The following is a 21315-nucleotide window of genomic DNA, read 5'->3' as shown; positions in this document are numbered from 1 at the left end:
CGCAACGGTCTTCCCGAGCCGAGGGGCCGCCAGTCACGTCGCGGCTACTCGGCGGCCCTCGCTTGCGGTTCGGGAGCGGTTGCCGCCTTCCCACCCCTCGTGCTCGGATACAGTGGGATTCTCTGTGCCACCGTGGCATTGGTGGTATTCGTGGCCGTTGGTCTTGCCTCGATTCTCATCTGACCACGAGGACGGCGGAGCTGCGGGTGCAGCGCCGCCGTCGCCCACTGGTCACCCGTGCGTCGCGACCTTGTCGAGAAGTTGTCGCGCAACAGTTCTGACCTTGACGTTCGTGTCCTGAGACGTGGACACCAGCCGCTCGAACGCCTCGGCGGCGGACAAGCCGTGCAGCGCCATGACTACACCGATCGCTTGGTCGATCTCGGCGCGAGAAGTGAGCGCGGTCTGGAGGTTTCGGATCGAGGCCAGCGCGCGGCGGTGCCGTTCGGCCTGCTGCAGCGCGGTGACTGCGGCGGTGGTGAACAGCTCGAGCAGTGACTCGTCCAGGGACTGGAAGCCTCGGGGATCGCTGCTGTAGAGATTGAACGAGCCGTGAATACGATCCGAGAGCATCAACGGCAGCGCGATGAAGCTCTTGATCCCGAGATCGGCAGCCGAGGCTTCGAGGGCGGGCCACCGTGAGCGAACCTGGTCGACGTCGACCACCACGCTCCGGCCGTCCCGAGACGCCGTCAGGCAGGGGCCGCCGTCGTTCGCGTACTGGACTTGGTCCACCTCGCGGACTCGCGGATGCGTTGCCGCCACAGTTTTCGCGGATTCGTCGGACACGAGCGTCACTCCGGCCATGTCGGCTCCGGGAACGATTCTCACCGCGCCTTCGACGACATGCTCCAGAACCGTTGCGAGGTCCTCGTATTCGTCCAGGACGTCGGACAGATCCTGGAGTGCTCCGGTGATCTCGTCGAAACGCTCACTCAGTGTGTCGGTGGTGTCGTCCGTCATCTGGGGATCCGTTCACCGGTGCGGCAGTCAGTAGGAGGGGTCGGCGACCGGCATGCCCGCCCGGTTCGACTCGCGGTCGAGAGCAGACCCGACCGTGGCGTGGCGCTCGAACATCTGCCGCGCGCCGGTGGCCGCAAGAGCATGCTCGACGCCCCGTGTCGCGGTGACGAGCCGGAAATCGAGGCCGCTTTCGACCACCCTGTCCTTCGCCTCGACAAGTGCCGAGGCTCCGTCGATGCTGACGAAGTCGACCCGCGAGAGGTCGAAGACGAGAAGGTCCGCGTTCGGCGAAGCGTCGCCGGCGAGTAGCTGTGCGAACGCCTGACGGAAGGTGTCCACGGTGCTGAGGTCCAAGTCGACCAGCAGCGTCACCACCAACGCGGATGAGGCGCCGACGCCGACGTCGGTCTGGTGGGTGGACGCGTGCAATATGTTCGTCGCTGTACCGGGAAGATCAGGCACGGCATGCCTCCATCTGCTGGAAACGAGTTGGACGGCGCCTGGCCCAATTCTGGCCGGGACGCTCACTCGATCGACGGCCACAGATGCGCCCGTCTCCGATGTGGACAGGCTGTGTGCTCAACCTCTCTTCTTTCTAACACCGACGCGTCCCGGTGTACAGGTCACCGGCGTCTGCCCTGGTTTCGAGGTTCACGAAACGGGTATGCCGGAAGAACAGCGCGTGGTCTACCGCTCCACCTGCGCACGCAGCCGGGCAAGCGTGTCGGACAGGATCCGCGAGACATGCATCTGGGAGACGCCGACGTGCGCGGCGATCTGAGACTGCGTCTGGTTCCCGAAGAAGCGGAGCAACAAGACCGTTCGTTCCCGTTCGGGCAGTCCTTCGAGGACGACCCGCAGTGTTTCGTGGTCCTCGACACCGGCGATATCCGAATCGTTGTCGCCCAACAGGTCGCCCAGCGTCGAACCGGTGTCGGGGCCGCTGCCCGCGGCGGCATCGACGGACAGTGCCTGATATCCGTTGGCGGCCTGCAGGCCCTGAGCGACTTCCTCGACCTCGATTCCCAGTTCCGCCGCCATCTCGCGGGTGGTTGGAGACCGTCCGAGGCGCTGGGACAACTGCGCCGACGTCTTGACGAGGTCCAGATGAAGCTCCTTGAGGCGCCGCGGCACCCTGACCGCCCAGCCGGTGTCCCGGAAATGGCGCCGCACTTCTCCCATGATCGTGGGCACGGCGAAGGCGAGGAAATCCGAGCCACGCTCGACGTCGTAGCGGTCCACCGCGTTGACGAGGCCGATGCTGGCGACCTGCACCAGATCCTCGAAGGGCTCGCCGCGGCGGTCGAAGCGTCGAGCGATGTGCTCGGCGAGGGGCAGGCACCGCGTGATGATCGATTCCCGTAGTTCCGCGTGACCGGGGTCGTTCTCGTCAAGCGCTTGCAGCGACGCGAACATGGGTTTGACGTCGCTGTACTCGTCGGGCCGGTCCGTAGTCCGGGGCGTCACATGTGCTCCCCGCATTCCACGGTGAAGGAGATCGTGACGGTGGAGGCGCGGCCGTCGCCGTTGCCGTGGTGTCGATGGAGTGCGAGATCGTCGGTGAGGGTGCGCAGGACGTGCCAACCGAACGTCTGCTCGTACTCTCCGTCCACTGCGGGACGGGAGGTCGGGACACAGGCGGCGAATCGGAAGTTGTCGGCCCGCACCCGGAACGTGCACACGATGTCACTGTCGGGTAGCGCGATCCGGAACAGAGTGCTGCAGGCCTCGTCGACGGCGAGCCTCAGATCGGCCAACTGGTCGAGGGTCATGTCGCACCGTTCGGCCAGCGATGCCGTGACGCCCCGGATCGGGGCAAGCTGGATCGGCTCGGCCGGCGTGCGCAGCTCGATGACAGGCGCGGGCTCCTGGTTTCTGCTCGTGGAGAGGCACGCTTCGCTCATGACTCCTCGTTTCGAAACTGGGCCTGACAGGTGGGTCCGGTCGGTGGCTTCGATGGGAGGATTCCCGTCGTGCCCTGTTTCCAAACTCGCGGATACTCGCGCTCCAGGGAAGAGTTGCGGAGTAGCTTCTCCACTGCACCACCCACATCTCGCGGGTCGATCGCGTCCAGACACGGGTGCGCCGCCAGGTCGCACCGTCGTGCGCGCGAGCCCCGGCGAGGCGAGCGCAGCCGACGCGGCGTGGGTCAGGTGGTGGGGAACGAAGCGGACGATCGAGGGATCGACTTCGGGGAGGACCGTCCTGAGGAACCGCGGGAACCGCTCGGCGTACATCGTGCGTAGGAACTCTCAGTCCCGTTCGGTGCCGGGAAGCTCCGGATCCACCAGAGCGGGATCGTACGAGTACGTGACGGCGTCGAGGTCCCGCGCGGTGTGTCCGGCTTCGGCGAGGCACCATCGAATGGACTGCTCGGGAAGTTCCCACGTGGAGAAGGCGTACGGCCGCTTGCCGTGCTTTCGCCTGCTGAATCTCTCTTCCTCCGCGGCGGCGATCATCCGGCCGTCGTCGACGACGGCGGCGGCGGGATCGTGGAACACCGCGTTGACACCAAGAATCTTCACAGTGAACTCCCTCGGGTGCTCGCCGGAGTGCCGGCGACCGACTGTGCCCGGGCCGTGCGGGCGAACCAGTCCACGGTGCGGCGCATGCCCTCCTCCAGCGTCACCCGCGGGCGCCAGCCGAGAAGGCTGCGGGCACGTTCGACGTCGGGGCACCGTCGCCGGGGGTCGTCCGGGGCCGAGGGCAGGAAGCGGACCGGTAGAGGGCGGCGGTCGAGGGCCGCGCACACGAAGGCCGGCACCATGCGCCCGTCGTCGGCCCGCATGCCGGGACCGTAGCTGTTGAAGATGCGCACGATCGCGGTGTCGGTGTCGTACTGGCGGCGGAACGCGGACGCGAGGGCTTCGCCGAACCGTTTTGCCTCGTCGTACATGCTGCGCGGGCCCACCGGGTCCACATTGCCGCGATACGACTCCGCCTGCGGGTGCACCTGCGGATCGCCGTACACCTCGCTCGTCGACGCCGGCACGAAGCGAGCGCCGGAAGCCTCGGCACGTTCGAGCATCTCGAGGGTTCCGAGACCACCGGTGGCGAGGGTGCCGACCGGATCGTCCTGGTAGTCGCGCGGCGACGCGGGACAGGCGAGGTGGATCAGGAGGTCGATTCGGCGGGGCAGGGGCGGAGGATCCGTCACGGAACCGTCGATCACCGTCACGCGGTCGAGCGCTTCCAGGGTCGATCGCGCCCACGGGGCCGACGTCGAGAAGTCGTCGAGACAGACCACCGAGTCGCCCCGTCTGGACAGGCGCGTGCAGAGATGGAGACCGAGAAAGCCGGCTCCGCCGGTGACCAGCACCCGACGACGGCGCGGACCACCGGACGCGTTCATCGGCCCACCCCGCCGGCGGCGCGGGGAACCGCCTGGCGGAGCACGGACTCGTACACGCGCTCGGTTTCGCCCGCGACCCGGCTCCACGCGAAGCGCTGCACCGCCCGGTCCCGCCCGGCGTGTCCCAACTGCTCGCACTGCACGGGCTGTGTGAGCAGCCGATGCAGGGCGCGGCCCAGGGCGTCGGCGTTCCGGGGCGGCACGTGCACCCCGGTCACCCCGTCGACGACGGAGTCGGTGAGTCCTCCGACGGCACTGGCGACCACCGGTTTGCCGCACGCCATCGCCTCGAGCGGGACGATCCCGAACGGTTCGTACCACGGCGAACAGACCACCACGTCCGTCGAGCGCAGCAGCTCCGGCATCCGGGCGCGGGGAATCTGGCCGGGCATCGCCAGGCGATCCCGTACGCCCAGTTCGTCGGCGAGGTGCAGCAGCCGCGATCCCTCTGCGTCCTCGTCCACCGATCCCGCCACCGGCCCGCCGGCGATCACCAGCTCGGCGCCCGGCAGCGCGACCAGCGCGCGTATGGCGACATCGAATCCCTTGCGCTGCACCAGGCGTCCCACCGTGACGACGCGGAACCGGTCGCCCCGTGGGGCCCGGGGCCCGTCCGGGCGGAACTCGTCCGTGTCGACCCCGCACGGGACCACGGTGATGTGAGAGCGGGGGATGCCCATCCGGACGAGTTCGAACACCTCGTCGGAGCACGTCGCCGCGACGGCGTCGGCACTCTGGCCGATCTTGCACTCCAACGGGATCCGCTCCGGCGGGCTCGTGTCCGCCGCGCCCTGGTAGCGCTTCTGCACGATGCCCAGCGCGTGGAACGTGTGCACGAGTGGTATCCCGCACGCCTGACTCGCGAGTCGGCCGGTGAGGCCGGACATCCAGAAGTGTGAGTGCGCGACGTCGAACTGTGCCCGCGCGAAACGATCGCGAAGACCGAGGGCGAACTCCTGCATGTGGGGTAGCAGCTCGTCCTTCGAGATTCTCCGCGCGGGCCCGGCCGGCACGTGCACCACGTCGTAGCCGTCCTCGGAGCGGACCCGTTCCGGGACGGTGGCGTCGTCCCGCCGGGTGAACACCTCGACGTCGTGACCCCGCCGCACGAGCGCGGCGGACAACGCCGCGACATGGACATTCTGTCCTCCCGTGTCGACCCCGCCCATCGCGACGAGCGGGCTGGCGTGATCCGAGATCATCGCGATCTTCATTCGCTACCTCCTGGCGCACAGTGGTCTGTCCACCACGACGATCGGTGTCGCCGGACAGTCTGCACCGATGCGGTCGAGTGTCCGGGCCAGCTCGATCGGCCGGTCGCGTGTGGCGATCACGACGGATGTGCGGTTCATGCCGGCTCCCGCCACTGCCGGCGGTCAGTCCTCCGCCAACAGCGGGCCGAGCGGGCCCAGGTCGATGTTGAGGTCCTCGGGTTCGAGTCCGAAATGCTCACGCAACTCCTCCATCTTCTCCTCGAGCAGCATCAGCGTCGTGCCGATGCGTTCGATCTGGTCGTCGGAGAGATCACCGGCGTCCACCCGGCGCAGCGCCTGCCGCTCCATGAGCTGTCGCAACAGTTCGACGAGTGTGAGGACCAACGCGACCAGCCCGCGTTCGACCGACTCGGGATCCGAGTCGATCCGCTGGCGAATCGACCGATCGTGCGGGCCGGCACGCTCGTTCGACGTCGGACCGCCGGTCGACTCGCTCACCCGGCATTCTCCGGCTTCTCGTCGGGTGGCCGGGTCAGCGCACTGACCGACGACACGAGCGTGCGCAGGGAGATGTGCACCATGTCGACGTCTGCGATCGACAGGGTGATCTCGCCCGCGACGACGACGCCTCCGCCGAGGACTCGGTCGAGGAGATCGACCAGCGCGATCCGACGGTCCGGGGTGGGGCTCACCGCGCACTCGCTTCGACGGAGGTGAACGAGTACGGCGGCCACGGGCCGGTAAGTACCAGGTCCACATCGCTCAGTCGCGCGTCGAGTTCTTCGACGGCCGTGACGAACTCGTGGTGGCGGCCGTTGTCGACCAGGAACGACGTGTTGAGGATCTCCTGGGAACGACGGCCCGCGAGGTCCGGGGGAGAGGGCGGCTGCCGGACGCCGGCCACCGCCCACCGTGCCAGTTCGGCGAAGATCTCGTCGGCTCGTCGGCCCGCCGCGGACTCGGCTTGCTCTCGGGCGGCCACCTGGGCGCGCCGCTGCATGAGATACGCAGTGCCGGAGGGGCGTCCGGTCTTCTCGCGCGCGTCTCGGGGTTCGCTGCGCGGTCGCTCGAGGTAGGCGCGCACGCCCCACTCGGACCGGTCGGCGATCTGCTGCAGTGCCTCGCCGAGTTGCTCGGCATTGTCGCGCAGCATCGTTCGGACCCGATCGTCGTCGAAGTACACGGTCGCCAAGCGGAGTGGCACGGTGGCACCGCCCGCGCAGATGGCGGCGACGACCGCGTCGTGTCGACGGGCCGTGTCGGCGAGCCAGTCGAGATCCTCGAGGTTGCGCCGCAACGCTTCCTCGCCGAACGTGTCGAGGCGAACCGTGCCCACGACGGCCGTGAACCCCGAGTCGGTTACCGTACGGAGTTCCTCGCCGGCCACCCCGCGGATACCGGAGATACCGCCGGGGAACGAGCCGTCACCGGTCACGGCGTACACCCACACGCCGTCGTCAGGAGTCATCGTCGCGAACCTCCGCGGCGGGTGACTCGGCCGGTTGCACCGCCCGGTGCGGGTCGGTCACGTCCGCGACCCGTCTCTCGCCGGATTCGAGAGCCTCGATGCGCGCGCGCAGACGCTCGTTCTCGAGTTCCAGATCGCGGTTGTTCCCGGACAGCCACGGATCGTGTTCCCACCAGTCGATTCCGACTTCGCGCGCCGTTTCGAGCGAGGCGATCACCAAGCGCAGCTTGATGGTGAGCAGTTCGATGTCCAGGAGGTTGACCCGGATGTCCCCGGCGATCACGATGCCCTTGTCGAGGACCCGTTCGAGGATGTCGCCGAGATTGGCGGGCTCGTGGCCCGCCCCGCCGAGCCCCTGGCTGTACTGCTGTGGGTAGTTTGCTCCGCTGCCCGACCTCGTCACTGCTGTGCCCCCTTCTCGGACCGGCCGCGCGTGTACTGGCGGCTCCTCCGGTAGGACAGCAGCATGCCGTCCATGTCGAGGACCACCACGTAGATCGCGAGGACGTCGGAGGACGACGGGATCCGGCGATCCTCGACGACCTCCACCTCGACGGACCACCCTTCCTCGCTCGGCGCGACCGATACGGCTCCGATGGGCGTCCGGCCCGTGAGCGCGGCGATCTGCCGAGCCGCCTCCGCGGCGGCCTGCGGTGCTGTCAGGTCGGTGGGCTCGTCCGGATCTCGCGGCCCGCTCATCGCTCGCTACTCCTCTCCGGAGCCGCCGGCGTCCCGACGGCGCGTGACCCGGTGGAGGATCTCGTCCTCGGCCTGCGCGGCCTCGTCCTCCGAGATCTCACCGGAACGGCGGCCTTCCTCGATTGCCTCGAGGTCCCGGCGCATGGCGGCAGGGCTCGTCGTCTCCTCCTCGACCTGCCGGCGTACGACCTCCCCGATCCACACGACGCCCCGGACGGGCGCCAGTGGCAGTCCGAAGATGGCGGAGAAGAGTCCCATGTCAGGTACCCGGCGCCCGCGTCTTCACGAAGTCGTAGGCGGCCAGCGGACCGGTCACCGTGACCTCGACGCGCCCCTGCCAGTCGTCGATCAGCCGCGCCACGGCCTTGTCCAGTTCGTCCAGCCCGTCCGCGGAGATCAGTACGGCCACCGAACCCGCTTCCTCGTCGTCGGTCGGCTCCCGTGGTGCCACGGCGGTCGCCGCGGGTTCGAGAGCTTCGACGATGCGCCCGGTGTCCTGCTCGCGTTTGGCCGTCAGTGCCTGGCTGATTCGTTCGCCGAGCGCCAACCGCTCGTCGCGGGTCGCGTCCTCGGGTTGTTCGCGGACGACGTCGCGCAGTCGTGCCGCCTCCGGGTCGTCGGCGAGGATCTCGCGGAGGATCGCGTCCTCGACGTACTTGCCCTTGACCACGAACTCGACCTTGCCCTCGAGCTGTTCGAGCGCTTCGTGGAACTCGTCCCGATACGGTTCGAGAAGTTCGGCCACCACGGCATCGGTATCGGTGAGTACGGCGCCGAAGCGCAGTGGCAGAACCGGTGCCACCGTCGCGGTGGAGTCGAGGACGGCCGCATGGGCCCGCAGGTCGTCGGAACTGCCCAGCGGGGTGTCCGGGTCGATCTCGCTGACCAGAGCGGCCACGTCCTCGTGGTGGACGATCTTCAGCGGCCGGGGCGGCGAGCCGATACCGGTGGCGTCCTCCTTCACTTCCACGTCCGCGGGAACCAGTCCGTACACGTACACCACCGGGCCACCACCGTCCGGTGCGGATTCCTGTTCGCTCATCGGTCCTTGCCTCCGCCGGAGTACCCGCGTCGCTGCGGCTCACGCTCGTCCTGCGAGCCACCGAGAAAGTCGAGCACCTTCTCGCCGGCCGCCTCGATGGCGCCCTTCGTCTTGCCTTCGGCCACGCCCGTGGTCATGTCCTGCACCATGTCGGGCAGTCCCTTGGGCTGAGTCTCCGAGATCTCCAGGCGGTTGACCGCCTCCGCGAATCGTAGGTACGTGTCGACGCTGGCGACCACGACACGCGCATCGATCGTGACGAGTTCGATGCCGACCAGAGAGACCCGTACGTACGCGTCGATCACGAGGCCCTTGTCGAGGATCGTGTCCACCACGTCCGCGAGGCTTTGGGAACTCGGGCCGCCGGCACCGCCGCCCCCTTGCACCATGGTCATCTGTTATTCCTTCCGGGAACCGGCTTCCGCTCGCTCACCGTCGTCGGTTTCCGCATCCTCCGGTTCCTCGTCTTCGTTCTCGTCCGGTTCCTCGTCCACCTCGTCGTACTCGTCGGGTTCCTCTTCGTCCCCCTCGTCGCCCTCGGCGTTTTCGGTGTCCTCGTCTTCGGGTTCTTCGTCCAGGTCCTCCTCGGGAACCACCTCGCCGTCACGGATCTCGCCGTGCCAGCCCTCGACGTCGTCCGGGTGCAGCAGGGTCTGAATCATGACTTGGCGGCGGAAATGTTTGAGTTCGAGTCGGATTCGACGTCCCTGTGCCCGCCAGATGTTGCCGGTCTTCTCGAAGAAGCCTTGCGGGTGGTACTCGATCACGACCAGCACCCTGGTGAGGTCGGGCGTGAGTTCGTGGAAGGTGACCGCGCCGTCGAGATACCCCTTGTCGCCCTTGGAACGCCACACGATGCGTTCGTCCTGAACCTGTTCCAGGATGGTGGACTCCCACGAGCGGTGGGACCAGAAGACCTGCGCCTTCCACCTCAGCTTCTCGTCCGAGATCTGTTCAACCTGCTCGAGTTTCTTCATGAACCGGGGAAAGTCGGCGAACTGGGTCCACTGGTCGTACACCAGATCGACCGGTGCGCCGATGTCGATCTGTTCGACGATGTTGGTGATCTTGTCCCTCTTGCCCTTACCCGTGCCCTTGCCGCCACCGGTGAGCGCTTGCTTGAGGTCCTGGCCCTTCTCCTTGATCTTTCCGGTCACCGACGACATGCCGGCCTTGAGCGCGACCTTCGCGGGCGACTCGCCCTGCGCCAGCCCGGTCACGGCGGACGCGAGACCTCCATTTCCGCCGCCCTCGGTGAACTGGTCGAGATTGCCCACGGTCGACGAGACGGTGTCGGTCAGCGACTTCACCCCCTTCTGGGCGACGGCGCCGACGAGATGCTGCAGGGACGACTTGAGCTGATCCGCGCCAGGCGTGGTTGCCTTCTCGTCGGTCCCTTCCTGCGTTGTGGTCATCACCCTCACCTCCCGGTCCGTCGCACGGGTGCGTGGGCGGCCGTCGCGGACCGCGTGCGGGTGCGCGACGTGGACTCGGAGTCCTTACGTGTGCGCGGCGTGCCGCGTCGCGACGCCGAGCCGCGCGCGGAAGACCTGTGCCGGGGGGCCGCGTCGTCCCGGCCCTCTTCGTGATCGGATCTCACGTCCTCGTCGCTCTCCGTGCCGCCGGCATCTCCCGTATCGGCGTCATCTGTGTCTGCTGCGGACTTCGCCCGCTTCGTCCGTTGCCGAGAGGAAGTGGACTTCGGAGTCGCGGATTCGGCTGTGGCTGTGTCTTTCTCGCCCTTCTCGGCCTTTCCGTCCTGCTCTTCCTCGTCTTCGTCGTCCTTCCCGCCGCCCAGCAGGCCCTCGCCGACCTTGCCGACGGTGTCGCCGACGTCCTCGCCCACCTTGCCGACGCTCTCGCCCACGCCGGACCGGACACCTTCGATGCGGTTGGTGAGGGCGTCGATCCGGTTGCTCGCGGCCGCGACCGCCGCCCGCTTCGCGGCGTCGGTGAGTTCACCCCGGACACTTTCCGTGAGCTTGCCGACCTCGGCGGACTCCCCGAGCCGTTTGATTCCTTCCCGAACCAGTTGGCGTGAGTTGTCGGGAAGACGTCCCGTCGCTCCCGCGCCCGCGAGCATCAGCGCAACCTTCATCTTTCGCGTTCGGCCCAGGAAGTAGCCGGCCGCGACACCGAGTGCGACTCGCATGCCACCTTTCATGACCTGTTCCTTCGTACGGGGGAGGGACATGCCCGGTACCCCACCGGCCCGGATCGCCGCGCTCCACCCGTTCCGGTTAGCCGCTGCGACGCCCGCACAAACACCGATTTCGGAATCCGACGGGACTCGGGGCGAATGACTCGCGCCGCCGCTGGGTACTCGGATCCAAAGGCGACCAGGAGGACGAGATGACCGATCCACGCGCCGAAAGCCCCGACCCCGACCCCCGCAACACCCCGGACCTGGAGCCAGGTGGGGGCGTGCCCGCAGGGTCCACTCCGCCCGCATCCGGCGGAACCTCCGGTGTGTCGGAGCACGAGCCCGACACCCGCCACGGATTTCCGGCGACGGGTGCCGCCACGATCGTGGTGGTCGGTCTCATCGTGGTCGTCTTCGCCGCGGTGGTGGTCGCGCTCATCCTGATGGCGACCGGCGTCTGGTGATCCGAGCGCCGTCGGGAGGCCGCCCGTTCCGGGTTCGCGTCGAGCGGGGGCACCACTGTCGGCGACGCGAACCTTGAATTGGCGATCAACATCGTCATCACCCCGATCGGGGGTGACGCCGGCCAGCCGTCGGTGTTCGTGCGGTGGTTGGCCATGAAGCGGGCCTTCTTCTCGCGATTGCCACACGTGTTCATGTCGCACCATCTGCGGGTGCGGCTTCGGTTGGTGTCGAAGAACGCGGCCCGGCAGGTGGGTGATGCGCACAGGGCCAGTCTGCCGTCGCGTTCACCAGTGATGACATCGATCGCGTCGGCGGCGATCACTCCCAGGGCGTCGTCGACGCCGGACGCCGACCCGAGTCGCCACCGACGCTCACCCGTGGACGTCAGGACGGCCGAGGCGCGGCCCCGCAGGCTGCAGTCGTTGATGGTGTCGACGGCTGCTGTCGGGAGGGTCTCGGTTCCGTCGCTGCCCGGCTTCGGCTACAGCGACCGCCCCACCACCACCGGGTGGGGCACCGAGAAGATTGCGGCCGCCTGGGTACAGCTGATGGGACGGCTCGGCTACGACCGGTTCCTCGCGCCTGGCGGCGACTGGGGCGGCAACATCACCACGGTGCTCGCGGGCCGGTTCCCGGGGCACGTCTTGGGCGTCCACACCCTGTTCGCGGAGGCACCGCCGGGGTTGTCCGTGGACGGGCTGACGGCGGACGAGCGCCGATGGACCGAGGAGACCCGCGACTTCTGGCACCACCGGGCGGCGTACGCGAAGCAGCAGGCCACGCGGCCGCAGACCGTCGGGTACTCGCTGGTCGACTCCCCGGTGGGGCTGCTCGCCTGGATCCTCGACAAGTTCGCCGAGTGGTCGGACACCGAGGACAGTCCCTTCGAGACGATCTCGATGGACGTGGTGCTCGACGACGTCACGCTGTACTGGCTGACGCGGACCGGCGCCTCGGCGGCCCGCATCTACTACGAGAGCCACGACTCGCTCGATCCCGAGCTTCGGGTCGACGTGCCGTCCGCGATCACCATGTATCCCCGCGACATCGAGAAGTGCCCACGCCCGTGGGCGGAGCAGCGGTATCGGCGGATCGTCCGATGGCAGGAACCCGAGACCGGCGGTCACTTCCCGTCGCTGGAGGTCCCTGACCATTTCGTCCGGGATCTGCAGGAGGGTCTGGCGGCGGTGCTCGCCGTCACTCGGACAGCGACGCCGTCCGGTGGGACCACATAGTTCGGATCGGATCGTCGGAGTAGGCGCCGCAGGTTGCCGCGCACACACCGACAGCTCCGAGGCGGCGGCTACGGTGATCCGGCCGCAGGCGCCGGGTCGGGCGGATAGGTGACCACCCCGTCCGGGTCCACCGACGGAGCCGCGCCCCATTGCCCCAGCCGATGCGGCCGCGGCGCGGCGTTGTTCACCAGATGCACCACGCTCCAGCCGCGGGCGGTCAGTGTGTTCGCAATCAGCAGGCGGTGGCAACGCCACGGCATCGGCTCGCCGCACATGATCGCGACGTGCCGATCGGCGGCCAATGTGGTGAGTCGCTTCAGGCCCGCGTCGAAACCTGCGGTGAGCGTGTAGTCGGCGTAGTTCTTGAAGCTCGTGTTCTGCCAGCCGGCGTTGATCGTGGGGTCGACGTCGTGCTGCTTGGGCCGCCGACCGGCGAGCTCGGTGAGATGGAGGTACTCGATGTCTGCGGCACCCAGCCACGCGGTCATCTCGTCGGCGTCGAACTGCGGACTGCGCCGCGATCCCGGCATCTTCCGCACGTCCACGACCATGTCGATGTCGGCCTGCGCGAGCGTGTCGAGCACGACGGACGGCGGGCAGGTCCAGTGCCCGATCGTCCACAGCTCACCCGGTTCGGCGCTCATGGCCCCATGCTCGCAGCAAGGCGACGATCACACCGGGTACTCGCGCGGGCACGCCGCTTCACGCGCCAGATCGATGGCGGCCGCGATCGCCATCGACACCACCGGGCCGTGGCCCGGCAAGACGGTGTCCGCGTCGAGGCCGGCGAGGTGGTCGAGTGCTGCGAGTGTGTCCGCGTGACCGTGGTCGAAGACCGGCGGAAGCAGTTGCGGGCCCTGAGTCTTCGACAGCGGATGCGCGGTGACCAGGGCATCGCCGGTGACGACGACACCGTGCTGCGGCAAATGGAACGCGGTGTGCCCGGAAGTGTGGCCGTGGGTGGCGACCGGCACCGGGCCGCCCGGGAGGTCCAGGGGGCGACCGGAGGTGACGGCCTGCGCGTTCACTGACACCGACCTGGTGGCGCCGGCGCGGGCGATGCGCAGCAGCCACGGCAGCACGCCATGCCTGTGCAGCATCGGGATGAAGTCCTTACCGGTGGCCTGCTCGAGGTAGTCCCGTCGGCGTGCGCCACCTCGGTGGGATCGGTGAAGACGGGGATTCCGTAGCGTTCATGGAACGAGACGATCGCGCCCATGTGGTCGACGTGCGCATGTGTGAGCAGCGTGCCCTGCACATCCTCCGGCCGCCGCTCCAGCGATCGGATCGCCCCGTCGACTGCGGCCACATCGCCTGGATAGCCGCCGTCGATCAAAGTGAGCGCGTCACCATCTCGCAGGAGCACGAAGTTCACATGCGTTCCGCTGCCACGGAACACATCGGGCGCTACTTCCTCAACCGTCGTCACGGGAATCGATTGTGACTCAATGTCGGCCGAGCAGTGAAGACCGCACGGTTCATCGACGCTGCAGGTGCACCGGTCGGCATACGGGCGCTCGTACGGCCGGACCGTTCTTCTTCCTTTTTTTGGGGGGGGTTGACCGGTCCGCCCGTCAGCGCTCAGCGGTGCGCCGCCCGCCCGCGTTGGGCCAACGTCACGACGAGTACTGGCAAGCCCTGGGTGAGAACGAGCACTGTGACGACGACACCGATGCTCACGCCCGGCGCCGAATTCCAGAGCGCGCTTCCGATAGCCAGCGCGGCAACGATGCTCGAGAGCCATGCCGCGTCGCGACAACGACGTCCGCGCATGGAACGCCGCGTTGCACGCTGACCATCGTTGTCGCGGGCCGCCATCACGGCACCCATTGCGTTCAGCACGACCGCTAACAGTGTTGCGATTACGCCGACCACCATTGCTACCCCCTCGTAGATACGCGATTTCGACTCTAGGCGGTCTTCAGCGTGGGGAAGAGCGACTTCATATTTGAGGGCGCGGCACACCCACGCGGTACGTCGAGAGTTGTGGCTGCGGTACTGCCTAGGGTGTTGCTATGGGGTACAGGCGGGGGTTGATCGCGGCCGTGGCGGCGCCGGTTGTGGGAGCAGGGGCTCTGTCGGGTTGTGTGACCAACGTGGATACGCCCGCGACGTTCGCTGCGATGGTGACGATTACTGGTGACGCAGACGAGGCGAGGGTCGATTCCGGTGAGTGCGTCTGGGCCGGTGCCGCGCACCTTGTGCCGGGCTACGTGGTATCCATCTCTGCTGGATCCGCTGCGACCACTGCGACCGCGCCCTTGAGAGTCGAATCGATCGAAACGGATCCCGACAATTGGACTGGGACATGCACCTACTCCGCGTATTTCGAGGCGATCGCCGCGAACCAGAGAATCTACGAGCTGTGGGTGAGTAACAACATCCCGCAGCCGTCCTTCACAGCGGACCAACTGAAAGACGGACCCACCTACCACCTGGAAGGGCCGGTCCTTGATCCGATCGCTGAGTAATCAGACGTCGTCCGCTTCTTCGGTACGGTAGCCAAGCCGGATCCACAGGGCTGATGCTGCCCCGAGGAGTCCTGTAATAGCGATCGCCGAGTGTGGATGCCTGGCGGGATAGGTCAGTTCGCAACGGGAGGCGATTGAGGACAACCCAGAGTCGCTCCATGGGTGCATTGCCGGTCCGGGTGAAGTGGCCGACCAACCGGGCGCGGCATCACACTGCTGATCGCTGCGGTGCCGCGCCGGTCGCGATACGAGCAGTCAGTCTCCGAGGATGGAGATGACGGTTGATTCTTGCGGGACGGTGAAGGCTGGGATTTGGAAAGGGGTGAGGTATTCCTCGATCCCGGGATACTCGGCCACCCACATGGCCCGATCGTTCTCGTGGCGTCCGCAAGTCGCGAGTATGACGTAGGAGCCAGCGGGGACGTCGGTGAGTGTTTGTGTGGTGACTCCGGCCGGGGTAGGGCCTCCGGTCTGCCAGGGCTGGGGGCCGAGCACGACGTCAGCGACTGGTGGGAGGACACCCCCGGGCGCCTCCGCCAGGACTGTCGCACAGGACAGTTCGGTTCCGGAGTTGTTGGTGATCGTGTTGATGACGGTGGAGCCGTCGACGGCGAAGCTGTAGGTTACGTCGCCTGCGCTGGCGGCGGATGCGGCCGCCGGTGCTGCGGTTGCGAGTGGAATGGCGGCTGCTGCAATGAGCGCGGCACGGGAGGTCAGTCGCATACTTGAGTCCTCTTCGTCCGAGATGGCCAGTGTTGATTCTTGATCTTGGCCTCACACAACCGCCGCCGGTGTGATCCTCGGTCGTTGCGGCGTCGGGCAGGACGCTCACCTGGGAATGTGTGCGGGCATCGGCGTGGCGTAGCTATGGGACACCGACGACAGCGGCGCTGTTGCACCACTGAGGATGGCGCGGTGAACCCTCCACCCGGCCTCGACGGCTGGGTAGAGCTCTTTCCCGGCACCCCGACGGTTCGCCATCTGAACAGTCCCGCAACGGTATTCGTGGATGTCTCGCGCGTCTCGCCGCTGCGCGTGCGGGCTGGGGGAGTGCAGCTGGAAGCGCGGATGCACGGGTACCTCCACTGCTGGCTCCGAATCGCTGATGACCGCTGGCTCGCATAGGTCTGCATCCGCGCCTGATCCGCCAACGGGTGCAGCGAACTCGACGTCTGTTTGTGGGTCGACGCCTCCGACGGCGCGCGCCGGTACGTGTGATGGCACCGTGTCGGGGGCGCGCGCGGTCAGAAACCACGGTAGACCCCGTCCGGGCCGGCGGACTCGACGAATTCGTCGAAGTCCATGTTGCTGATGGAGAGGTTGTTTTCGACGGACCACATCTGAGAGGGGATGACGCGGACGGTCTGGCCGCGGGTGCTGCCGAAGTCCTCGGGGCCGGTGTCGACGGCGAGGATCGGGTGTTCGGGGTCGGTGATGGTGGTGTGGTCGGCGATGAAGACGTAGTACGGCGGATGGTCCCCGATGCGCTCGATCAGGTCGGGGATCGACAGTCCATTGTTCTCGGGATTGTCGATGCAGGTGAGGTCAGCCGAGAAGTCCGAGTTCTCGCCTTCTCCGGGTGCCATTGCGGCCGCAGCGGCTTCACGCCACTTCGCGTCGTCGCTGAAGTCTGTTCGGATCAGGAGGGAGACGCCCCCGTCGCCGCCGAGATAGTCAGCGAGTCGGCGTCCGGTCCCGAGCATCCGGGTCAGTTTGGCATCGGCCTGTTCGGCGGCCTCCAGGTCGATTGCCTCGCGAATCTGATCGGCCGGGGTAGAGGGCAGATCCGCGGGAACGATCGAGGCGATGATGCGTTCGCAGTCGCCGGTGTCGATCGGCGTGTGACTGCGGATCTCGTAGGTCCACGGGCCGACCGTGGCGCGGTGCATCAGTGGGGTCCGGGTGCTCAATTCGCCTGCAGGCTCGCCGAGTTCGGTCACCCATTGCCGCAGCGTGAAATCCTGATAGTTGGGCATGACCTGCAGATTCAATGCCCCGGTGCGAGGATCGCCGTCGATGGGCCGGGCCTGGATCTTCCCCGGTGTCCAGGTGACCTGCGCGGCCGGCATCTGGGACAGCGCCTGCATCTTCGCTTCGTACTCACGCTGACCTGCGTTGGCGAGGTCTTCCTCGTCCCGGGTGGGTCCGGTCCAGGTGAACAAGGCAGGGTCGAAGGGCTCGTCGATCAGGGGGTCTGAGAGTTCCAGGGCAAGACCTGGCGTCGATCGGGACAGTGCGACACCGGTTTCCGCGTCGATGACGTAAGTGACAATACGGCCCGTGCGGTTGATGGACTGGTCTGTGAACTGCACTTCCCAGCCGGTGCGGCCGCGCACGTCGACTTCTCGCGGCGAGGTGGGTTCATCCAACTGAGCGGGAACACCCTGCTCCTGCGGCAACCACATCGAGTACGCCTGCAGGAGGAGGGAGGGTGCGTGACCGGTCATCATCACCCACCGATGCGGGGACTTCACCACATGCACCATGATTCCGTCGTCGCCGCGGCGGTACTCGTCAGTCGCGTTCTCGATGTAGGTGACCTCACCGGAGGCGTTCTCGATCCGCCACGAGGTCGGCGGCTGAAACCACACCTTGCCCGTATACGTGCCGTCGGCCCACGTCTCGGCACGCACCGATCGACCCATCGTGCTGTAGCTCAGTCCGCGCACCTGCGGCCACGTCATCGACATTCGCCCAATGTATCCGGCACCCCAGAACTCGGCCGCGCGTGCGTACGGTAGTGGTGGGCGAACCTGACACGGCTGTAAAGCTGGGCGTGGCAGGAGAAGCCATTTTCGATGCCTGGCATCCCCGATGAAGATCAGTCCGTGGTTGCCCCGGTCGTATTCGTCGCGGAGCATCTCGAGGGCGCTGGAGGTCAGGTGTTCGGATTCGTCGATGATGCGGAGTTGGATGCGGTCGCCGCGGGCGGAGGGGTCGGTGTGCTCACCGATGCAGACGCTGGCGTGGGTGGTGATGCGGGCGAGGTCTTCGTGGATGCGTCGGACGGTGGTGCCAGCGTAGAGGGTGTAGACGATGGTGCGGTTGCGTGCGCGTGCGCGTGCGGCGCTGATGGGGCGTTCAGCGTCCTTGTCGCGTGGTCCCCATTCTTCGAGGAGTGGTTCGGCTTTGTCCCAGCGGGCGTGGCGGCGGGCAGAGAGGGTTTTGCCGACTCCGGCTGGGCGTAGCAGATTCCGATGGTCGCCTCGCGGCGGACGGTGTCGGCGAACTCGGCGAACCCGACGGTGTGCTTTGGTGGTGATGAAGGTGTCCGTCGGTGTCCGAACTCGCGGCAAGGACAGCGCCACCACCCGCACGAACGCTCGGCAGGGATGGCATATCGGGCGCGGGACGGCTCATTTGTCAATGAGTCTTGGACGTAGGCCATTGCCTGTTGCGCGCCAGGGTCGGCGAACCTCTGCGCGAGGTCGGCCGGGGCAACGTCCTCGAACCGCTCGTGAACCCACCACAGGTGACCTTGGGGATCGCGAACGCGGGCCTCCCGCTCGCCGAAGGCCGATTCGGTTGGCTGAGTCAAAAGTCGAGCACCAGCTTCTACTGCACGGTCGACAGCCTCGACGTGACCAATGCGTCCGTCGGGTCCGAGCATCCGCGAGCCGGGGGTCTCGTACGCTTGAATCGCTGCTTCTAGGAACGCGATCTCAGCTTCGGTATTGTCGCTGATCACCCAGGGATCCACCCGGGAGTAGCGCGGGGGAACGTTCACTTCTGTTGGTTCCACTCATGAGGCGATCATTTCTGAGGCAACCGACAGACGTGATGCCCAGGGGACCTCTCCGCGCGTCCCGATAGACCAACCTCCACCGGACACACTCACTCCCGACCTGGGTGCGACTTCCGCGGTTGGATGGCGGGGTTCTTCCGACGCGTCGTGGCGGGACGTTGCTGCGCTCGATCGCCACTGGGGCTCGCGCTCCGCAAGGGGATCGTCCTCGCGGTGACCCGGCGTAGGTCATCGGAGCGACGGCGGGGTCAGCGGGCGGCAGTTCGACGAACCCATACTTCTCGCAGAACTGCTTGGTCAGGGCCCGCCAGAGAGGCTGTATTCGAAGTAGCGGTCGCCCCATTTGAGGTAGGCACGGGTGGTGGCTTGGCCGCGGATTTCGTCGTTCTGGAATTGGTAGATGGCGTGGCGGGGCCAGAGGTTGCTGACATGTTCGAGGGTGTAGTCGGCGTGCCTCGGTCGGCGGATCTCGTCGCGCTCGTGGCTCCGGCTGTTGCTGAGGAGGTATGTGCGGCCGAGGGATTCGAGTCGTTCGGGTGGGGTGAAGATATTGATGCTGTGGTAGATGAACATCGTGTAGAGGATCCCGGCGGCGAGCAGCGCGGTGAGGATGAGGACCCCGTATCGCAGTGTGCGGCGCAACGTTGTCGACATGTGGGCACAGTATGTCGTCCGTAGCCGGAACCGCCGGATTCCAACCTACTTGTCATCACCGTTGGCCATCGGTGGGAAGGGTGCGTCGAGGACCCGTTGCCGGCCCCGCAACAGGGAGAGGGTGTAGGTATTGCCTATCGTCAGGGCGATCAACGGTGCCGCGTCGGCGACGCCGGTGGGGCCCGGCGGCGATCAGCTGTGACGGAAGTCGGATCATGGCGCGATCCTCGGAGACCGTGCTCCGACCTCCGTGCGATGGAACTACGGATGTGTCGTTCCGCGCTCCACCCGCCCGGCCTCGACGAGTGCGCGCGAGACTGCTGCGTCGATGCGGGTGTTTCCCTCGTTCAGTTCGAGGATCTGCCTGCCGATGCGGGGTTCGTGCAGAATGTGGGCGAGCGTCGCGGCCACGTCGCCTCGGCTGATTCGACCGTGCAGTTCGGCGGGGCCGAGGGCGACGAGCCCGGTTTCGGCGTCGTCCGTCAGCAGAGAGGGGCGCAGGATCACCCAGTCCAGTCCGCTGCGGGTGAGTACAACCTCCGCCTCCTTCTTCACGGAGAAGTAGTACTACTCGTCTGCCGGAAGGCTGCGCTCTCTCCACGCCTCGGGGAACACGGACACGAGCGCCACCCGGCCGACGCCGGCCAGGCGCGCCGCTTCGATGGTCTTGGCGACCCCCTCCCGGTCGACAGCCTCGGTGACACCTCGTTTTCCACCGTTCGATCCCGCGGCGAATACGATCACGTCCGCGTCGGCGACGGCCGATGCGAGGTCGTGCGGCGTCATCGCACCGAGTTCCGCGACGACAGTCTCGATATTGACTGCAGCGAACTCCTCCTGGTCACGGGTCGACCGCGTCAGGCCCCTGACGGTGTCGCCTCGGCCCGCTAGTCGCTCAGCGAGTAGCCGACCGACTCTCCCGGTGATTCCGATGACAAAAACGTTCATCGGCGTGCCATATCGAAAGTCTCGCTTCGCCATTCGTCGATGACGCGGACAACATCGTCGAGGTGCGACTCGAGGAGGAAGTGGCCGCCGTCCATCAGCTCGATGCGCGCATGGGGCACGTCCTTCCGGAAGGCCTCGGCACCGGCGGGCCCGAAGATCTCGTCGTTCCTCCCCCACACTGCGAGTACGGGAATCCGGGCGGTGCGCAACCAGTCGTGCACCGCAGGGTACAGCTGTCGATTGGTCGCGTAGTCGGCGAACAGGTCCAGCTGAGCACGGTCGGATCCCGGGCGACCGAGCAGAGCGAGGTCGTGTTCCCAGGCGTCGGGGTCGACGGTCGTCTGGTCGGCGACTCCGTGCTTGTACTGCCATTCCACCGCCTCTCGCTCGAGTGCGGGTCGCAACGCGGTTTCGTGCTCGACGGACCGATCGGCGCCGTAAGCCCAGATCGGTTCCCAGAACGCCGGCACGAAACCTTCCTCGTACGCATTACCGTTCTGCGAGATGACGGCCTCGACCGACCGCGGCTCGGCCAACGCCAGGCGCCAGGCGATCGGTGCGCCGTAGTCCTGTACGTACACGGTGTATTTCGCGACACCGATCGTCGACAGAAAGGCGCGCGTCACGTTCGCCAGGGACTCGAACGAGTAGTCGAAGTCGTCGACGGAAGGAGCCGACGAGCGGCCGAACCCGATGTGGTCGGGAGCGATCACCCGATACGTGCCCGCAAGCGCCGGGATGAGGCGGCGAAACATGTGCGAGCTGCTCGGGTATCCGTGCAGCAGAAGGAGAACGGGCGCATCCGGGGATCCTGATTCACGGTAGAAGACCTCGTGGTCGCCGACGGCGACGGTGCGGTGGTGGACAACACTCATGACTAACCCCTTAAATAGGTGTAACTGGTTAGCGCGAAGGT

Annotated in this window: 26 protein-coding genes and 4 pseudogenes; 3 read left to right on the top strand and 27 right to left on the bottom strand. The window is 67.0% G+C overall.

Annotation, left to right across the window (positions count from 1 at the left end):
• Nucleotides 1–231: 231 nt before the first annotated feature.
• The 17 genes and pseudogenes from PSS76_RS15265 to PSS76_RS15185 all read right to left on the bottom strand — a co-directional run bounded on the left by PSS76_RS15265 (nt 232) and on the right by PSS76_RS15185 (nt 10890).
• Nucleotides 232–963 (bottom strand): GAF and ANTAR domain-containing protein, encoded by a 732-nt coding sequence (locus PSS76_RS15265; protein ID WP_064077975.1) that lies wholly within the window; start codon nt 961–963, stop codon nt 232–234.
• A gap of 27 nt (nt 964–990) precedes the next feature.
• Nucleotides 991–1425, bottom strand: coding sequence for an STAS domain-containing protein (locus PSS76_RS15260; protein WP_157383604.1), 435 nt, complete (start codon nt 1423–1425; stop codon nt 991–993).
• Nucleotides 1426–1650: 225 nt separating this feature from the next.
• Entirely contained in the window at nt 1651–2445 is a 795-nt protein-coding gene (locus PSS76_RS15255; protein WP_175272087.1) for a SigB/SigF/SigG family RNA polymerase sigma factor, read from the bottom strand.
• Nucleotides 2427–2867 (bottom strand): ATP-binding protein, encoded by a 441-nt coding sequence (locus PSS76_RS15250; RefSeq protein ID WP_013416228.1) that lies wholly within the window; start codon nt 2865–2867, stop codon nt 2427–2429. Before PSS76_RS15250 ends, PSS76_RS15255 begins: the two co-directional genes overlap by 19 nt.
• A 213-nt stretch (nt 2868–3080) precedes the next feature.
• Nucleotides 3081–3488, bottom strand: a pseudogene (locus PSS76_RS15245) (carbamoyltransferase N-terminal domain-containing protein); the annotation flags it as partial.
• On the bottom strand, nt 3485–4315 hold the full coding sequence (locus PSS76_RS15240; RefSeq protein WP_337456313.1) for an NAD-dependent epimerase/dehydratase family protein: 831 nt from the start codon (nt 4313–4315) through the stop codon (nt 3485–3487). The gene PSS76_RS15240 and the pseudogene PSS76_RS15245, both read right to left, overlap by 4 nt.
• Complete coding sequence (locus PSS76_RS15235; RefSeq protein ID WP_064077970.1) at nt 4312–5529, bottom strand: glycosyltransferase; 1218 nt, start codon at nt 5527–5529, stop codon at nt 4312–4314. The genes PSS76_RS15240 and PSS76_RS15235 overlap by 4 nt, the downstream gene beginning before the upstream one ends.
• 162 nt (nt 5530–5691) lie before the next feature.
• Complete coding sequence (locus tag PSS76_RS15230; RefSeq protein ID WP_005512784.1) at nt 5692–6027, bottom strand: gas vesicle protein K; 336 nt, start codon at nt 6025–6027, stop codon at nt 5692–5694.
• Nucleotides 6024–6221, bottom strand: a complete 198-nt coding sequence (gvpJ, locus tag PSS76_RS15225) for a gas vesicle protein GvpJ (protein WP_081122101.1) — start codon at nt 6219–6221, stop codon at nt 6024–6026. Before gvpJ (PSS76_RS15225) ends, PSS76_RS15230 begins: the two co-directional genes overlap by 4 nt.
• A complete protein-coding gene (locus PSS76_RS15220; RefSeq protein WP_337456312.1) occupies nt 6218–6997 on the bottom strand; it encodes a GvpL/GvpF family gas vesicle protein in 780 nt (259 codons plus the stop codon). Before PSS76_RS15220 ends, gvpJ (PSS76_RS15225) begins: the two co-directional genes overlap by 4 nt.
• The gene (locus PSS76_RS15215; protein WP_005512787.1) at nt 6987–7400 is read right to left on the bottom strand and encodes a gas vesicle protein; all 414 of its coding nucleotides are present in this window, start codon (nt 7398–7400) and stop codon (nt 6987–6989) included. Before PSS76_RS15215 ends, PSS76_RS15220 begins: the two co-directional genes overlap by 11 nt.
• The gene (gene gvpO, locus PSS76_RS15210; protein ID WP_013416220.1) at nt 7397–7696 is read right to left on the bottom strand and encodes a gas vesicle protein GvpO; all 300 of its coding nucleotides are present in this window, start codon (nt 7694–7696) and stop codon (nt 7397–7399) included. Before gvpO ends, PSS76_RS15215 begins: the two co-directional genes overlap by 4 nt.
• A 6-nt stretch (nt 7697–7702) precedes the next feature.
• On the bottom strand, nt 7703–7954 hold the full coding sequence (locus PSS76_RS15205) for a gas vesicle protein GvpG (RefSeq protein WP_022596291.1): 252 nt from the start codon (nt 7952–7954) through the stop codon (nt 7703–7705).
• Nucleotide 7955: 1 nt separating this feature from the next.
• Nucleotides 7956–8738 (bottom strand): GvpL/GvpF family gas vesicle protein, encoded by a 783-nt coding sequence (locus tag PSS76_RS15200; RefSeq protein WP_084846663.1) that lies wholly within the window; start codon nt 8736–8738, stop codon nt 7956–7958.
• The gene (gvpJ, locus tag PSS76_RS15195; RefSeq protein ID WP_084846662.1) at nt 8735–9133 is read right to left on the bottom strand and encodes a gas vesicle protein GvpJ; all 399 of its coding nucleotides are present in this window, start codon (nt 9131–9133) and stop codon (nt 8735–8737) included. The genes PSS76_RS15200 and gvpJ (PSS76_RS15195) overlap by 4 nt, the downstream gene beginning before the upstream one ends.
• 3 nt (nt 9134–9136) lie before the next feature.
• A complete protein-coding gene (locus PSS76_RS15190) occupies nt 9137–10153 on the bottom strand; it encodes an SRPBCC family protein (RefSeq protein WP_084869761.1) in 1017 nt (338 codons plus the stop codon).
• Nucleotides 10154–10158: 5 nt separating this feature from the next.
• Nucleotides 10159–10890 carry a hypothetical protein gene (locus PSS76_RS15185; protein ID WP_237172342.1) on the bottom strand — a complete coding sequence of 244 codons (732 nt, stop codon included), beginning with the start codon at nt 10888–10890 and terminating at the stop codon, nt 10159–10161.
• Between the two features lie 200 nt (nt 10891–11090).
• Here PSS76_RS15185 and PSS76_RS15180 point away from each other — a divergent pair, with 200 nt between their 5' ends.
• A complete protein-coding gene (locus tag PSS76_RS15180; protein ID WP_139810576.1) occupies nt 11091–11345 on the top strand; it encodes a DUF6480 family protein in 255 nt (84 codons plus the stop codon).
• Nucleotides 11346–11554: 209 nt separating this feature from the next.
• On the opposite strand, the pseudogene PSS76_RS15175 reads toward PSS76_RS15180, so the two are convergent.
• Nucleotides 11555–11758: pseudogene (locus tag PSS76_RS15175) on the bottom strand (hypothetical protein); the annotation flags it as partial.
• Nucleotides 11759–11798: 40 nt separating this feature from the next.
• Here PSS76_RS15175 and PSS76_RS15170 point away from each other — a divergent pair.
• Nucleotides 11799–12581: pseudogene (locus tag PSS76_RS15170) on the top strand (alpha/beta fold hydrolase); the annotation flags it as partial.
• Nucleotides 12582–12649: 68 nt separating this feature from the next.
• Here PSS76_RS15170 and PSS76_RS15165 read toward each other — a convergent pair.
• The 4 genes from PSS76_RS15165 to PSS76_RS15150 form a co-directional block, all read right to left on the bottom strand.
• A complete protein-coding gene (locus PSS76_RS15165; RefSeq protein WP_064077962.1) occupies nt 12650–13225 on the bottom strand; it encodes a DUF488 domain-containing protein in 576 nt (191 codons plus the stop codon).
• 27 nt (nt 13226–13252) lie between these two features.
• A complete protein-coding gene (locus tag PSS76_RS15160; RefSeq protein ID WP_254597440.1) occupies nt 13253–13681 on the bottom strand; it encodes an MBL fold metallo-hydrolase in 429 nt (142 codons plus the stop codon).
• Nucleotides 13606–13947 carry an MBL fold metallo-hydrolase gene (locus PSS76_RS15155; RefSeq protein ID WP_254593116.1) on the bottom strand — a complete coding sequence of 114 codons (342 nt, stop codon included), beginning with the start codon at nt 13945–13947 and terminating at the stop codon, nt 13606–13608. The genes PSS76_RS15160 and PSS76_RS15155 overlap by 76 nt, the downstream gene beginning before the upstream one ends.
• Before the next feature lie 215 nt (nt 13948–14162).
• The gene (locus PSS76_RS15150) at nt 14163–14459 is read right to left on the bottom strand and encodes a hypothetical protein (protein ID WP_064058758.1); all 297 of its coding nucleotides are present in this window, start codon (nt 14457–14459) and stop codon (nt 14163–14165) included.
• A gap of 209 nt (nt 14460–14668) precedes the next feature.
• Here PSS76_RS15150 and PSS76_RS15145 point away from each other — a divergent pair, with 209 nt between their 5' ends.
• The gene (locus PSS76_RS15145; protein ID WP_013416211.1) at nt 14669–15052 is read left to right on the top strand and encodes a hypothetical protein; all 384 of its coding nucleotides are present in this window, start codon (nt 14669–14671) and stop codon (nt 15050–15052) included.
• Nucleotides 15053–15307: 255 nt separating this feature from the next.
• Here PSS76_RS15145 and PSS76_RS15140 read toward each other — a convergent pair whose 3' ends face one another.
• The 5 genes and pseudogenes from PSS76_RS15140 to PSS76_RS15115 form a co-directional block, all read right to left on the bottom strand.
• Entirely contained in the window at nt 15308–15775 is a 468-nt protein-coding gene (locus PSS76_RS15140) for a hypothetical protein (protein WP_013416210.1), read from the bottom strand.
• A 521-nt stretch (nt 15776–16296) separates the two neighbouring features.
• A complete protein-coding gene (locus PSS76_RS23950) occupies nt 16297–18360 on the bottom strand; it encodes a DUF6924 domain-containing protein (RefSeq protein ID WP_511731161.1) in 2064 nt (687 codons plus the stop codon).
• 734 nt (nt 18361–19094) lie between these two features.
• Complete coding sequence (locus tag PSS76_RS15125) at nt 19095–19451, bottom strand: hypothetical protein (protein WP_337456311.1); 357 nt, start codon at nt 19449–19451, stop codon at nt 19095–19097.
• A 261-nt stretch (nt 19452–19712) separates the two neighbouring features.
• A pseudogene (locus tag PSS76_RS15120) lies at nt 19713–20399 on the bottom strand (NAD(P)H-binding protein).
• Nucleotides 20396–21274 (bottom strand): alpha/beta fold hydrolase, encoded by an 879-nt coding sequence (locus PSS76_RS15115; protein WP_064077957.1) that lies wholly within the window; start codon nt 21272–21274, stop codon nt 20396–20398. The pseudogene PSS76_RS15120 and the gene PSS76_RS15115 overlap by 4 nt, the downstream one beginning before the upstream one ends.
• Nucleotides 21275–21315: the final 41 nt, after the last annotated feature.

This window comes from Prescottella sp. D32, from assembly GCF_037287305.1.
Taxonomy (GTDB): domain Bacteria; phylum Actinomycetota; class Actinomycetes; order Mycobacteriales; family Mycobacteriaceae; genus Prescottella; species Prescottella equi.
Note: the sequence above shows the minus strand (reverse complement) of the source record. Positions and strands in the feature narration are given on the sequence as shown.